This is a genomic window from Vibrio sp. Evd11 (assembly GCF_900382755.1).
GTDB lineage: Bacteria > Pseudomonadota > Gammaproteobacteria > Enterobacterales > Vibrionaceae > Vibrio > Vibrio lentus.
Genome location: NZ_OSDX01000018.1, coordinates 1 through 15,396 on the forward strand (window position 1 = coordinate 1; position 15,396 = coordinate 15,396).

At 45.0% G+C, this 15,396-nt stretch carries 11 protein-coding genes; 4 read left to right on the forward strand and 7 right to left on the reverse strand.

The window, feature by feature from the left end; translation table 11 throughout:
• Positions 1-690: 690 nt before the first annotated feature.
• Both ED652_RS10040 and ED652_RS10045 read left to right on the forward strand, forming a co-directional pair.
• Complete coding sequence (locus ED652_RS10040) at positions 691-1,929, forward strand: alpha-xenorhabdolysin family binary toxin subunit A (protein ID WP_122054617.1); 1,239 nt, start codon at positions 691-693, stop codon at positions 1,927-1,929.
• Between the two features lie 200 nt (positions 1,930-2,129).
• Positions 2,130-4,526: a hypothetical protein gene (locus ED652_RS10045; protein ID WP_122054619.1), complete on the forward strand. Its 2,397-nt coding sequence runs from the start codon at positions 2,130-2,132 to the stop codon at positions 4,524-4,526.
• A gap of 135 nt (positions 4,527-4,661) precedes the next feature.
• Here ED652_RS10045 and ED652_RS10050 read toward each other — a convergent pair whose 3' ends face one another.
• From ED652_RS10050 to gcl, 6 genes are all read right to left on the reverse strand, one after another.
• A complete protein-coding gene (locus ED652_RS10050) occupies positions 4,662-6,098 on the reverse strand; it encodes an amidohydrolase (protein ID WP_122054620.1) in 1,437 nt (478 codons plus the stop codon).
• A 259-nt stretch (positions 6,099-6,357) separates the two neighbouring features.
• Positions 6,358-6,966, reverse strand: coding sequence for a TetR/AcrR family transcriptional regulator (locus tag ED652_RS10055; RefSeq protein WP_122054622.1), 609 nt, complete (start codon positions 6,964-6,966; stop codon positions 6,358-6,360).
• 162 nt (positions 6,967-7,128) lie between these two features.
• Entirely contained in the window at positions 7,129-8,439 is a 1,311-nt protein-coding gene (locus ED652_RS10060; RefSeq protein WP_122054624.1) for a glycerate kinase, read from the reverse strand.
• A gap of 242 nt (positions 8,440-8,681) precedes the next feature.
• Positions 8,682-9,578, reverse strand: a complete 897-nt coding sequence (locus ED652_RS10065) for a 2-hydroxy-3-oxopropionate reductase (RefSeq protein ID WP_122054626.1) — start codon at positions 9,576-9,578, stop codon at positions 8,682-8,684.
• Between the two features lie 37 nt (positions 9,579-9,615).
• A complete protein-coding gene (hyi, locus tag ED652_RS10070) occupies positions 9,616-10,392 on the reverse strand; it encodes a hydroxypyruvate isomerase (RefSeq protein WP_122054628.1) in 777 nt (258 codons plus the stop codon).
• Positions 10,393-10,508: 116 nt separating this feature from the next.
• Positions 10,509-12,281 (reverse strand): glyoxylate carboligase, encoded by a 1,773-nt coding sequence (gene gcl, locus ED652_RS10075; protein ID WP_122054630.1) that lies wholly within the window; start codon positions 12,279-12,281, stop codon positions 10,509-10,511.
• Positions 12,282-12,594: 313 nt separating this feature from the next.
• Between gcl and aceB the strand changes: the two genes are divergently transcribed.
• Together aceB and ED652_RS10085 are read left to right on the forward strand one after the other, a co-directional pair.
• Positions 12,595-14,220 carry a malate synthase A gene (aceB, locus tag ED652_RS10080; RefSeq protein ID WP_122054632.1) on the forward strand — a complete coding sequence of 542 codons (1,626 nt, stop codon included), beginning with the start codon at positions 12,595-12,597 and terminating at the stop codon, positions 14,218-14,220.
• A 101-nt stretch (positions 14,221-14,321) separates the two neighbouring features.
• Complete coding sequence (locus ED652_RS10085; protein WP_004732837.1) at positions 14,322-14,762, forward strand: heme-binding protein; 441 nt, start codon at positions 14,322-14,324, stop codon at positions 14,760-14,762.
• 98 nt (positions 14,763-14,860) lie between these two features.
• Here ED652_RS10085 and ED652_RS10090 read toward each other — a convergent pair whose 3' ends face one another.
• Positions 14,861-15,343, reverse strand: a complete 483-nt coding sequence (locus tag ED652_RS10090) for a MarR family winged helix-turn-helix transcriptional regulator (protein ID WP_122054633.1) — start codon at positions 15,341-15,343, stop codon at positions 14,861-14,863.
• Positions 15,344-15,396 lie beyond the last annotated feature (53 nt).

Sequence of the window (15,396 nt, forward strand, 5' to 3'; positions counted from 1 at the left end):
TGCTTAGCATGATCCTCATTTCATTGAAAATCAAGCACCTTCAATGATCACCGGTATATTTCCTTAAATAATTCCAGCCTTAATAAACCCAAAACAATGTTATTAATTAAAGAGAATCTAATTTAACTTCATCTAATATAATTTCCACTAATAAAACACTCGCTAATAAAAAGCCACTAACAGAAACTTTCCTTAATATAAAACTTGAACATTATCTGGCACAGATCAAATTTAAAACGCTCGTTCTATTTATATATTCATCAAATTAATCAACAGATTTAGTAATAATGGGAATTATGATGATAATTATACTTTTATCACTTATCGCATTTATGAATAGAACAAAAACCTCTCGAGGCCTTTCTATACCTAGCCTGACAAAAGACACAAGAGTAGTGACTTAAATATCATTAAATCCAATAGATCAACAATCAATCAATATGAATCCAAATATGTGATCTAAATATAACTTTTCATTATAAATCTACTATAGATTGACCAAATCTTATAAAAACAAAAAATACATTAAAGGGGTCGATTTTAAAAACAAAAAAATAATTACAAAAATAACAATATAAAAATATTCAATAACCCTTCATAAATATTTAAATAATGCCATCGAATGGTAGGGGGATTATTGTCTTTGTAAAAAGCTAATAACAAATCTAACAGGGCTAACAGGGCTAAACGATGAAAAAAATCACTAAAACACTCGTACTATCTTCGATTTCAATCGGGCTACTTTCTTCTTTTGCTTTCACTTCTCAAGCAGCGCCAGTTCAAATTAACCAAGCTTCAGCTGAACAAAACATACCTCAAGTCACCTACGATACGATAATTGGTGAGAATGGCGTCTTTATTGATTTAGATACCGACAACTTTATTCTCAAACAGCAAGAGTGGTATCAGATCCAAGCCTATGTCGAAGGTGCTTTAGCACTGCCCGTGACAGAAGCCAGTATGAAGTCGACTTTAAGTATTCCTAACGACATTCCTTTCTCTAATTTTCAAGCACTGGTCGAGCAATACTCAAACATTCACGATACTGCCTTTTATTGGAAAAAAGACCTTTACCCAAGCATCGTTGGCCTTTCATTAAGCTTGGCCAATTACGCACAAATTAAAGACTACATGCTCACCCCTTTGAGCGATGCTTTGAATGAAATGTTGGCCAAAGCATTCTCGCCACTGCCGGAAGATATAGAAACAGTAGAACGCAACAGAAAAATGGCGATTGCTTACCTAAAAAGCCTGCAGAACTTTTCCATGAAATACCAACAAGAAGTGTCTGACGTTGGCGGAAGTCTATTGGAATTTTCAGCCACACTGGACACGCAAAAATTGCAGCTAGATGTGTTGGAAGGTACCCATAACGGTTATCTAAGCGATGATGGCAGTGCGCTTCAGCAACGAGTGAATGACATCAATGCACGTATCACTCAACTCAACAAAGATTACACTCACTACGTTACGGTCGCCTCTACCGCAGTGACTTATGCTTGGTTCCCTCTGGTTGCAGGGCCAATTATGGGCGTCTACGGCGATAAAGCAGAAAAAGCACGCAAACTTCGTAACGAATTACAAAACGAAGTAAAAGAGCTTCAAGAGCAGTTAACTTACACGCAAAAAATATATAACTCTTATCATCGCTCTTCGGAGAGTATCGAGATAATTTCTCAGCAAATTGAAAATGCGATTCCACATATTAATAAGCTGAAACTGAATTGGCAGAAAATGAATGCCGACTTCACTTCACTGCTCGTTGCACTAGAACAAGCTCAAGATAATGCCGATATCATGAGAGACGATACCATGCTTGGTGCGATAGGCGCGCTTGCCAATACAACAGTTGCAGAAAGTAACTGGAGTAATATTAGTGAGAAAGCAAAAGCGTTCGCAAACAATGCATATATCCAAAAAATGGATTAGTCCCTATACCTATCGAAAAGTAGCGCGACAGATAAAATCGACGCTATATACAGAAACGCTATACACAGCAACGAAAATGCTAAAAATATAACAAGATAGCCAAATTACCTTCCGAATAAGAAGCCGCACCTTAAGCAAATTAAGGTGGCGGCTTCTGCTACCCAAAATTTGGTGACTACTAATTTCGACAGGACATAAATATGAGACTTCTACCTATTATTATTTCTCTTTCATTTTCTCCACAGGCTTTTTCTAGCGACTGGCTTGAACTGAACAATTTACCCAATTCAACCGAATACCCAACCTGGGTTCAATCTGCCTATTCCGATGTTGGCGTCTTATCGCGTTCAACATCCGATTTACACATCAACCTAAGTGACTGGATTGCAGAGCAGAACCTCTATGTCACTAAGCCTTCAAAAGTTGTCATTTTTGCAGATACGATTGAGGTTCCAGAGAACTTCAACTTGCTCGTAAATAACCAAAACATCCTGATTTTTGCGCGTAAAATTGTTGGCCAAGGCACGCCGACATTTGTGCTCGGACAACAAGGCTCTGCTGCCTCAATTTCTGTGATTGCGGGCGAGATAGAGACACCGATTAATGTGCTCGCTTTCCAAAGCGATGGCAGCATTACGCGAGACGCTCTAACAGGGAAAATCGGTGATGGTGAATCCGTTGTCTTAGCAGGAGAGCACTACCGAAGAACCACCATCGACTCAAACATTACCGGACAAATGAAACTGGCTACCGAACCTTTTACAGACATTATTAACCGCTCTTTTGATATGGCTGCTAGCTTGTTCGATACCAACCCAGAACTTAGCCTCGACCTCATCAACTGGGTTGAACAGAGCTTACGTTACTCAGGTTCAGTGGTAGAAGACGATCCAATCCTTTCAGACCTTTACCTGCAAACGGTCGCGTTCAAGCAGTTCATTAGCTTCAGTACCAAAGAGAGCCACTACGTACCTTATCTCGACAAAGTACTTTACCAAGACAAGTACGAAGCGTACCTGAATGCGATGGTTGCGTATCAAGCTCAGTGGGACATTATTCAAGACAGAAGCACCGTCATTGAAGACAAGATTGAAGCGGCTAAGTTGGCACTCGCTAACATCGAAGACGTTCTTAGAGCACAAACTTCAATCATCACACAAACCCAGTCCAACATAGACAAGATAGGCGATAGCCTGACCGAAGTAGATAGCCAATACAAAGCTCAGGAGTTAGTGACTCTCGATGCAAGAACGACTTATCTAGTTGGCGTAGAGAATTGGAAAACCCAGCAGCAACTCAACGCAGCTTTGGCGATTTTCAAAGCAATAGCCGAGATTGGCAGTGCAGTGAGTGGCGTGTTCACAGGCAACCTTTCAGGGGTCAATGACCTAACCGAGCAATTGGCTAAAACCCCAGAAGCATTAGAAAAAGCGAAAAACCTCGTCACCAATATCAAGTCTGTCACGGGCATTCTTGATAGCGTCACTAAAACGATTTCTGGTATCTCTCAGCTCACCGCGGATATTAAATCAACTATCAAGTTCCAGAAGATATCGGAAGCGATGGATGGCTTTAACTTCAACATCCCAACCATCAATGAAAGTAATCTAGCGTGGGATCTGATGATCACCGAGATCCGCAGCAACTTAAGATATGCCGATAGCTTAGGAATAAAAGGGACGAGACAGTACTTACTTGAGCTTGAGAAACAGGTGCTTCTGGGTAAGGCAATTAACATCACCCAGCTTAACTTTGCTCAGGAACAAGCAAAGCTGGTAGACTTGTTGTTAACCAATAACGTAACCATCAATCAACAGCAAAGATTGAATGATGCAATTGGGGGTTATCAGATAGATACCGACAACTTCGATTCGATTGAACGTGAACTGTCGAGAGTGTTGATGCACTTCAAACGTCCGATGTACGTTGCTTTATCTAACTATGTTCAGGCATACGAATATTGGGCATTGAAGCCAAGCGAGATCACGCCTTCTCTCAACAAAAGCTACTTGGACTACCAATTTGATTTGGCGTCCATCGAAAGTGAGTATGTGAATGCTCTGTCTTCTTTCCAACCCGCGCCACAAGATTTCACCATCGATAACTACACCATTTCCAGCCCAGAACAACTCGAAAGCTTTGCAACAACCGGACAGCTCAACTTCTCTATTCCATTAGAGCAAGTCCAACTCTGTTCGTTTGACCGCGTTAGGCTATCCACGGTACGAGTGTTCTTAGAGGGTGAAAACTTACCTTATGGCAAGCAACTCAACCTGCGTGTCTCCAGTTCAGGCAACTATGCCGATCGATACGAAAATCAAGATTACCAGTTCAGCTCTAACCCCGTGTCACGCGCGTTCTACTATCGCATTGATGATCCAACCACCAACGACATCAGCATCATTACCGATGGCGCCGTAGCGAATAAGTTCGAATACGCGTACTTCCAGCCCACCCCATTCACTTCATGGAATGTCACGCTTAACAACTTTAATAAAACCGAGCAAGCGAACAACCAGTACCTAAAAGATATCGAACAGATTCGCGTCGAATTCTTAGGTAGCGGTATTCCTAACGGCAACAGTTGCTCTAATTAGCTAAGTGCTATTTAGTTAACCGAAGCGTTGCTTTAATCCAAACAACCGAGGTTTAGGGGATAAGCCAACAACAAAAAGGCCGACATTACGTCGGCCTTGTTCATTCTTTTCGATTTTAAGAACTAGGTTTACGTCCTAATCCATCAAGCTCTTCGACTTGATCGCCTTCTTAGAAAGTTCTTTGGCAAAGGCTTTTATATCAGCTTCAAATTCATCGACGCTTTGGCGGATTTCATCCAGCTGAACCGTCTGCATCACTCGGTTTTCCATTACGATTTGGCCGTTAACGATGGTCGTGTCGATATTGCTTGGATTCGCTTGATAAACTAATGTCGCGTATGGGTCGTAACTTGGCATCATGTTCGCTGATTGTGTTTCTACAATCACGATATCCGCTTTTTTACCTGCTTCAAGAGAACCGATTTGATCTTCCATGTGTAGGGCTTTTGCGCCACCTAATGTTGCCATCTCAATCACCTGCTCAGGAATCATGATAGTGCGGTCTGAATGCTTTAAGCGTTGCATGTTGGCGGCGTAACTTAAAGTACGCATGATATCGACTTGGTTAGAGCTCATTGGGCCGTCTGTTCCCAAGCCGATTCGCATATCAGCACGGTACATATCCCACGCAGGTGCAATTCCCGTCGCGCCTTTAGCATTCGCCATTGGGTTATATGAGATACCTGCATCGGCTTGTTTCAATAACTTTTGGTCGTTCTCTGAAAGGTGGATACCGTGAGCAATCACTACGCGCTCGTCAAGCACACCAATTTCATCCATGTATTCAACTGGCGATGTCGCTTTGGTTTCGTCTTTGATGCGCTTTTCTTCATTCGGGAATTCAGCAACGTGAATCAACACGGGTACATCGTATTGAGCCGACAGTTTATTGATTTCCTGGAGCTTGTCTTTGCTGACGGTGTACACCGCGTGTGGTGCATAAGCGGGTGTGATTAACTCATCGTTTTTGTACTGCTCGATAAAACCTTTGGCATATTCAATTCCGCCATAAGGTTCTTTAGCATCGACCACTGGGAACTTAATCACCGTCTCGCCAAGCACTGCACGCAGGCCAACTTCTTTGGTCGCCTTGGCCATTTCGTCCATGTGGTAATACATGTCGGCATAAGTAGTTACACCGCTTTGTGCCAATTCAATAGAACCAAGCTTAGTCGCGTTGTAAATCAGTTCACGACTCAGTTTTTCTGCTTCTAGAGGAAAGAAGTAAGCGAACAAGCGGTTCGAAATACCCTCTTCCCCTAAGCCACGAAACGCGATCATAGGTAAATGGTTGTGCGCGTTCACCATGCCCGGCATAACGATTCCATCTTGAGCATCAATCACCTTTTTGGCGTGATATTGAGTGATCAAATCCTCGTTACCAACTGCGATAATCTGGTCGTCTTTCACCACTACCACGCCATCATCAATCACATCCATTTCAGAGTTGATGGTGAGAACCTGCCCGTTGGTGATGATCAAGTCGGCGTTGTATGTTTGCGTCGCGACCGTCGAACCACAGCCAGCCAGTAGAACGGCGCTGATGGTGCATGCCAAGCTTTTAAGCGTCATTGCTAAACCTTAATGTTGTGCGTGTAATAAATATAGAAGTCTAATATTAGCTTCTAGCTTTGATAAAAATGACGGAATTGAATTTTTGCCGATACTATAACGCTAACTTTAAATAAAATGGCATACCTAATCGAGCCAAATTCAAGATAAATAAGTTATTGCACAACAGGTCACAAAAGTAGCTTTGCACATATGCTCACTCACATGCACAAACAAAAAAGGCCTGCAATCGCAGACCCAAAAAAACGTTCAAATACCTTTAACTTTTCACGCCACAGCCTTTAATCACCAACTGTGTGATGAATTCAGCGGCATCTTCATAGTCTTGATCATCGAGCTGTTCTTTCTGCATCACGCTGCAAATCTGCCAGCCAAAATCGGCGTAAGTTTGAGTGGCCGCCCAAATGGTGAACATCAAGTGGTGTGCGGGAACATCATCCATTAAGCCTTGTGCTGACCACGTTGAGAACTTATCAAGAATCATCTGGGATTGCTTATACAGTTCATCACCGATCTCTTTCGGCAACACTTTCGCACCCGACATCACTTCATTGGCAAATACTTTAGAGGCATGTGGATGGTCGCGAGAAATAATCAGTTTGGTTTGAATATATTGAGATAAAGCTTCAACAGGATCGCTCAGCTCTTCAATCGGACGAGATGCTTCTAGCAAGGGCTGAGTGACGGTTTCAAGCACAGCGTTGTAGAGCTTATCTTTAGAGCTGAAATAATAGAATACGTTAGGTTTGGGAATGTCGGCCGCTTTTGCAATGTCAGCCATTTTTGTTGCGGCATAACCATGAGTGGCGAATTGTTCACACGCGACTTCGATGATTAAATCTTGATTCTTTTGTCTGATCCTAGACATATTGCATCCTTTACAGCTCGTTACTAAAATCATAGTAATCAACGTGCTTCATTAGTCCAGAAGATAATCTCAGAACTCAAGGTCACCGCATTGATAACAATAAAATGGCCGCTCTATTTGTTAAGAAGCGACCATTCCATACTGTGTTTTGAACTGTTCAAGTTAAAGAATCAATATTGCGCGGAAGTCATTCACATTGGTCAGCGTCGGCCCCGTGGTAAGAAGCACATCGACTTGCTTGAAGAAATCGTAGCTGTTGTTGGCATCGAGATAGTCTTGCGCTTTAAGCGACAAGCTCGAACCTTGCTGCCATGTTTGTGGGGTAATCCACGCACCCGCATTGTCTTCCACGCCATCAATCCCGTCGGTATCAGCTGCCAATGCAAATATGTTGTCTTGGCCTTTAAGCTCATTATACAAGCTCAATAAGAACTCACAGTTACGCCCACCGCGACCATTGCCTTTAACGGTTACTGTGGTTTCCCCGCCGGAAAGTATCACGCAAGGCGTCTCGAATGGGTGCTTGTTATTAGCCACTTGCTTAGCCAGCGCTGCATGAACCTTCGCCACTTCTCGCGCTTCTCCCTCTATGCAATCACTCAACACATAAGCCGGAATACCCAAGCCTTCAGCTTCTGCTGCAGCGGATTCCAATGCCGACATCGGGGTGGCGATAATATGGTGCTCCGCGTTCTTCCAACAGGCATCATCTGGCTTAATGGTCTCTGACTCTGGATTATTTAGCCATTCAAATGCCGAGCGTGGTGTTTCTATTTGATAACGTTCTAAAATGGCCATCGCATCAAAACGCGTGGTGGTGTCGGGTACGGTTGGGCCCGATGCAATCACACTGATGTCATCACCCGGCACGTCCGAAATCGCCAGTGACACTACCCTTGCTGGATACGCAGCTTTGGTGAGTCGACCGCCTTTTATCGAAGATAGATGTTTGCGAACACAATTCATCTCATCAATAGCGGCGCCTGATTTGAGCAGCGCTTTATTTATTTGTTGCTTCTCCGCCAAGCTGATGTCGCCACCGGGAAGACTTAGCAAAGCGGAACCGCCACCCGACAGTAGGCAAATAACCGTGTCATCTGCGCTCAAGCTACTCACCAATTGCAGCATACGTTGGCTCACTTCTAAGCCCATCGCATCTGGCACGGGGTGCGCTGCTTCAATCACCTCAATGTGTTCGCAAGGTGCGGTGTGTTCGTAGCGGGTCACGACTAAGCCTTCAAGATCACGCAGTGCGAGATCTTGCTGTTGTTTAACTTGCCAGACGGATTCGAGCTCTGCTGCCATTGATGCGGCCGCTTTTCCTGCTCCTATCACCACAGTACGCCCAGCTTGATTAGCAGAGCGATAAAAAATGTCTTGAGGAAGAAAAGGTTCGATGTGATTTTTAGGGAGTGCCTGATTTACAGCACTTGAGAAAAGGGTTTGTAGAAACTGCTTAGCATCAATGTCCATCAGCCACTCCTTAGTTGACGGAGAAAAAAAGAACCCCGATACAAGGCCAAAGGGTGCCTGCTAAGATCAAGTTGGAAAGGAACAACTTCAACCTCTGCCTCGTATCAGGAACGCGTATAAAAGGAGACGAAACTACGCGATTTATAAACAAACTGTTGAGCTACGAATCGATAGCAGCCCCAATTAATTAACGGATAATCGGTTGATTGACTAACCACTAAACGGACAAACCGTTAACTAGATTAACGAATCGAGTGGTCAGAACGTTTCTCAATCGCTTGGATAAGCGCAGAGTGGTCCCAGCCTTCACCGCCCATTTCGGCACACTCGCCAAACAGATCTTGTGCATTTGCCGTGTTCGGTAGCGCAACCCCTAGCTCCTGTGCGCCCGTTAGCGCAAGATTCAGGTCTTTCTGGTGAAGCGAGATTCTAAATCCAGGATCAAATGTACCTTCAACCATGCGCTCGCCATGCACTTCCAAGATCTTAGAGTTAGCAAAGCCACCTAATAGCGCCTGACGTACGCGTGCTGGATCAGCACCTGCTTTCGAAGCAAATACTAACGCCTCAGACACGGCTTCGATATTCAGAGCAACAATGATCTGGTTCGCCACCTTACAGGTTTGACCCGCACCGTTGTCTCCCACCAGCGTAATATTCTTACCCATGATTTCAAATAGCGGACGTGCTTTGTCAAAGGCGTCTTGCTCACCACCCACCATGATAGTCAGCGCAGCATTAATCGCGCCTACTTCACCACCTGATACCGGAGCATCAAGGTATGACGCGCCGCCTTCATTAATTCGAGCTGCAATTGCTTTGGTCGCGATTGGCGAGATCGAACTCATGTCGATAACCAGTTTTCCAGCTGCACCGCCTGCCATTAGGCCTTTCTCAACGCCATTGTCACCAAACAGGACATCTTCAACTTGTGGTGTATTCGGCACCATTAGGATAATGATATCTGCTGCTTCAGCCGCTTCCGCTGGTGAATGACAGACCGTTGCGCCTGCTGCCACAAGGTCGGCAGGTGCTGCATTAAAGTGATCCGACAGAATTAAATCGTGACCTGCTTTTTGAAGGTTACTCGCCATAGGTTTACCCATGATGCCAGTTCCGATAAATGCAATCTTAGACATGTTGTTCTCCTTAACGTTTGAGGGTTACCAGACGCAATTAACGGTACTGGTGTAGCCAACCAAGGCCTTCTGTCGTGGTTGTTTTTGGTTTGTATTCGCAGCCCACCCAGCCTTGATAGCCAAGCTCATCAAGATAATTGAGCACGAATGGGTAATTGATTTCTCCGGTACCCGGTTCGTGTCGGCCTGGATTATCCGCCAGTTGCACGTGTGCGATTTGGCCAATGTTTTGTTGCATGGTCGGCGTAAGATCGCCTTCCATAATTTGCATGTGATAAATATCGTATTGGATAGAAAGGTTATCGCTCCCTACCTCTTTGATGATCGCTTTGGCTTGCTCAGTCGTGTTCAAGAAGAAGCCCGGAATATAACGGGTATTGATCGCTTCTATCACTAAGCTAATGCCTTCTGCTGCTAGCGCGTTTGCCGCGTAATGCAGGTTAATCACAAACGCCGATTGCGCGTCTTGTTGGGTCACACCTTGCGGGACAATCCCGGCTAAGCAATTCACTTGAGTACAACAGAGTGCTTTTGCGTAAGCGATGGCTTTAGGTACACCCGCTTGAAATTCTTCAACTCGTGCTGGGTCGACCGCGATACCACGGTCGCCAGCGTCCCAATCACCCGCGGGCAAATTAAATAGCACTTGCTCTAGGTTATTAGCGTCGAGCTTTGCTTTGATTGCCTGAGCATCAAAGGCGTAAGGGAAAAGATATTCCACACCTTGAAAGCCCGCTTCTGCAGCGGCCTCAAAGCGATCCATAAAATCAACTTCCGTGAATAACATTGACAAGTTTGCTGCAAATTTTGCCATGACTCTGTCCTTATTCTTTATTTGGTGGAGCTACGGTTGCTTAGTAAAGCTCCGATTTCTTGGAGGCTTTTCCGTAGAGCTAAACCTCAGCTCTACGGATACACATTACTTAATGATTACTTGTACGCTAGTGCCGTTGGAGCATCGCCGCGGCTTTCGGCAAGTGGCTCAAATTCGTTGATGGCGTTGATCTCTACGCCCATCGCAATATTGGTCACTCGCTCAAGAATCAGCTCAACAACAACCGGTACTTTATGCTTATTCATCAACTCTTTGGCTTGTTCAAACGCAGCGGCAATTTGCTCTGGTTCACGAACTCGAATCGCCTTACAGCCTAAACCTTCAACAACCGCGACATGGTCAACACCGTAGCCTTCAAGTTCTGGCGCATTCTGGTTATCGAACGCCAGTTGGACACAATAATCGATACCAAACTGGCGCTGTGCTTGGCGAATCAAACCTAGATACGAGTTGTTCACCAACACATGAATGTATGGCAGGTTGAATTGAGCACCTACTGCCAGTTCTTCGATCATAAATTGGAAATCGTAATCACCAGAGATGGCAACGATATCGCGATTTGGATCAGCTGCTCTTACACCCAATGCGGCTGGTGTTGTCCAACCTAGTGGGCCTGCTTGACCACAGTTGATCCAGTTACGCGGCTTATAAACATGCAGGAACTGAGCGGCAGCGATTTGCGACAAACCAATGGTGCTCACATAGCAAGTATCACGACCAAATGCCTTGTTCATCTCTTCATAAACACGCATAGGTTTCATTGGTGCTTCATCGAAATTGGTTTTGCGCAGCATGGTCGATTTGCGTTCCTGACACTCACTTGCCCAAGCATTTCGGTTCGGCAGTTTGCCAGCATCACGCCACTCTTGCGCCACTTCAACCATTAGCTCTAGTGCTGCTTTCGCATCAGAAACAATACCTAAGTAGGGGCAGAACACGCGGCCGATTTGGGTTGGTTCAATATCAACGTGAACAAACTTACGACCTTCGGTGTAAACATCGACAGAGCCGGTATGACGGTTGGCCCAACGGTTACCGACACCAAACACAAAGTCAGAGTTAAGCATGGTTTCGTTGCCGTAACGGTGAGAAGTTTGTAGCCCTACCATGCCTGCCATTAATTCATGATCATCTGGGATCGAGCCCCAACCCATCAAGGTTGGAATCACAGGAACTCCAGTGATCTCGGCAAACTGTTGCAACAATTCGGACGCGCCAGCATTAATCACGCCACCACCCGATACAATCAGCGGTTTTTCCGATTGAGACATCATGGTTAATGCTTTCTCAACCTGCGCGCGGGTTGCTTGCGGTTTGTAAGGTTCTAGCGGTTCATAGGTATCGATATCAAACTCAATCTCAGCCAGCTGAACATCAATCGGTAGATCAATCAGGATTGGACCTGGGCGACCCGAACGCATTAAATGAAAGGCTTTTTGGAATGCGCGTGGCACTTGTGCAGGTTCCAGCACCGTAGTCGCCCACTTAGTCACTGGTTTAGCGATAGATTCAATGTCGACCGCTTGGAAATCTTCTTTGTGAAGACGAGCACGTGGCGCTTGGCCGGTGATGCATAGAATTGGAATCGAATCAGCAGACGCAGAATAAAGGCCCGTGATCATGTCCGTTCCCGCAGGACCAGAAGTACCAATACACACACCTATATTGCCTTGATTAGTACGCGTGTACCCTTCAGCCATATGGGATGCACCCTCTACGTGACGAGCTAAGACGTGGTCGATTCCTCCGAGCTTTTTCATAGCCGCATACATAGGGTTTATTGCTGCGCCGGGAACACCAAATGCGATGTCTACACCTTCACGTTTAAGCACTTCTACCGCTGCTTCAATCGCTTTCATAATTGCCATTCGAACCTCCAGTTCAGATTGTATACAATTAAACTAACTTTTGTGTACTATGAACCATCCTCACTATTTATCAACCCCAGAATGAAACAATTTTATTACATCAACCCATCACATTAAGTACGCACTTACCCTGAAAAGCTTACAATTCATTGCTTTACATAAAATATCTTTACGTAAAAATAAATTACAAAAAGATCAAATGATAAATAAATGTTAAATACCGTTTGCTTGTTTACAATTTCTACAATATAAATATCCTTAAAAAGAGCATTTTGTATACAAAGTGGCATCGTATTGTTTAAAGGAGACAACAATGATGAATGACGTAAAAGAGAGAGAAGAAGTACAATGTATGCAGGTACTTGGGAAGATGGACAACTCCGAGTACAAAGAGATCTTGTCTAAAGATGCATTAAAATTCTTAGAAGCTCTCGTCAATAAGTTTGGAGATCGCCGTCATACCCTGCTAAGTGACCGCGACGTAAAACAAGCTCAATATGACGAGGGTGAGTTACCCAATTTTAGAAAAGACACCATTTCCATTCGCCAGAATAAAGAATGGAAAGTGGCGACACCGCCACCAGAGCTACTCGATCGCCGAGTAGAGATCACCGGGCCTATCGAAAGAAAGATGGTGATCAACGCGCTAAACTCAGGCGCGAAAGTCTTCATGTGCTGCTTTGAAGATGCGTCTTCTCCTACTTGGGCCAATATGGTCGAAGGGCAAATCAACCTAAGAGATGCCAACCTTGGCACCATTAGTTATTTCGATGAGAAGAAGCAGAAGCGTTACCAATTAAACGACGATCCTGCACTGCTGATCGCACGCCCACGAGGGATCCACCTTCCTGAGCAATCCATCCAATTCAACAATCAGCCTATCGGCGGTTGCTTGATGGACTTCGCCTTGTACTTTTTCCACAACTATCAATCACGTGCACAACAAGGCTTAGGCGTTTACTACTACATTCCAAAGCTAGAAAGCATGGAAGAAGCACAATGGTGGGACGATATTTTCAGCTTCACCGAAAACTATTTCCACGTACCCAAAGGCACCATTCGTGCGACGGTTTTGATTGAGACACTTCCAGCCGTATTCCAAATGGAAGAGATCTTGTACGCCATGCGTGATCACATCGTGGCAATGAACTGTGGCCGTTGGGATTACATTTTCAGCTATATCAAAACGCTGAAGAACCATAAAAACCGCATCCTGCCAGATCGTCACGGAATCGGCATGGATCAAGAATTCCTCAACGCCTATAGCCAACTGTTGGTACGTACTTGTCATGCTCGCGGTGCACTGGCGATGGGGGGGATGTCAGCCTTTATTCCGGCAAAAGATCCGCAAGAAATGGCGCGTGTAACCGCCAAGGTTATCGAAGATAAACAAAGAGAATCTCAGAACGGACATGATGGTACTTGGGTAGCACACCCTGCACTGGTTGATTTGGCGATGTCGATATTCGATAAGCACCTCGATGGCAAAGTAAACCAATTGGATTTCCAAAGCCCAGAGCATGTAATCAACGCTGACACGCTACTCAAGCCTTGTGAAGGCAGTCGCGACGAAGCAGGAGTACGTAAGAATATACGCATTGCGCTTTATTACATTGAGGCTTGGATTCAAGGCTACGGCTGTGTACCTATCTACGGCCTTATGGAAGATGCCGCGACTGCTGAGATCTCGAGAGCCAATATTTGGCAATGGATCCACCACGGGGTAACACTCGATGATGGCCAAACCTTTACCAAATCACTATTCCACTCTTGGCTTTACCAAGAGCTAGACACCATAAAACATGAAGTCGGAGACTCGCGCTATGCAGCAGGTCGATTTGAAGAGACAGCTGATCTTTTCTATCAACTTTCTACAGCCGAAGAGTTCGCTGCCTTCCTCACTTTACCCAGCTATGGGCTATTACAAGAGTCCAGTTAGGACTCTTGTACCGAGCTGAATCAGTCAATGATTATTCACAACAGAGTAATGGTTGGCTGGCTTAGCTTGGTACACGGCCCCTTGAAAAACTAGGAGATAACATGGGAAGTTTGACTCTACAACAAGCGTTAACCATCATCGATGGCACCTTACAAGCAGGAAACAAGATCCACACTGAGCCTTTGACGGTCGCCGTCTTAGACAGCGGTGGCAAGCTGATTTCTTTGCAACGTCAAGACGGTTCTAGCATGATGCGACCAGACATCGCGATCGCTAAAGCGTGGGGAGCACTCGCACTGGGTTGTTCCTCGAGAAAACTCGCCCAAGATGCTGACAACCGACCAGCATTCATCTCCGCCGTAAACGTGCTGGCACACGGAAACATGGTGCCAGTTCCAGGGGGCCTACTAATTCGAGATAAGGACAAAACGGTACTTGGAGCCATTGGTGTCAGCGGTGACATCTCAGACATCGATGAAAGCTGCGCCATTAATGGTATTGGCTGCGCAGAGCTGTTCAGTGACGAGATGCTGCAAGCTTAACTAGCCAACTCGCTGTACTTGAGGTTCTTAGACAGGAATAAAAAAACCGAAGCCAGATAGCTTCGGTTTTTTATGAATCTAAAGGAAGATCAGCAAAACTACTCGTAAGCACTCAACCATGTTTTCAGCAGTTGGTTGGTGTTCTTCTTCTGGCTCGCAGACAAAGATTTAACCAGCTTTTTTTGCATTTCGACATGTTCAGTCATCATTTGGTCAATCAGAATAAGACCATCTTTGGTTAACTGAACACTCACGCTGCGTCTGTCTTCTTTGCTGTGCTCACGACTGATCAGCCCTTTAGCTTCCAATTTATCAAGGCGATTGGTCATCGCACCTGATGTCAGCATCATCGAATCTATAAGCTCAGAGGGAGTGAGTCGGTAAGGCTTTCCAGAACGTCGCAAGGTGGCTAGCACATCAAACTCACCGAGTTTCATGTCGTATTTTTTATGAAGCTCGGCAACCTGCGTCTCCATATACTTGGCAATACGCATAATCCGGCCCATCATTGCCATAGGCTCAGTTTCTAGCTCAGGCTTTTCCTTTGCCCATTGCTCTACTACGCGGTCGATAGCATCCATTTGCAATCTCGCTCCGTTATTAGTCTTGATTACTTCAAACTAGTTTAACATAA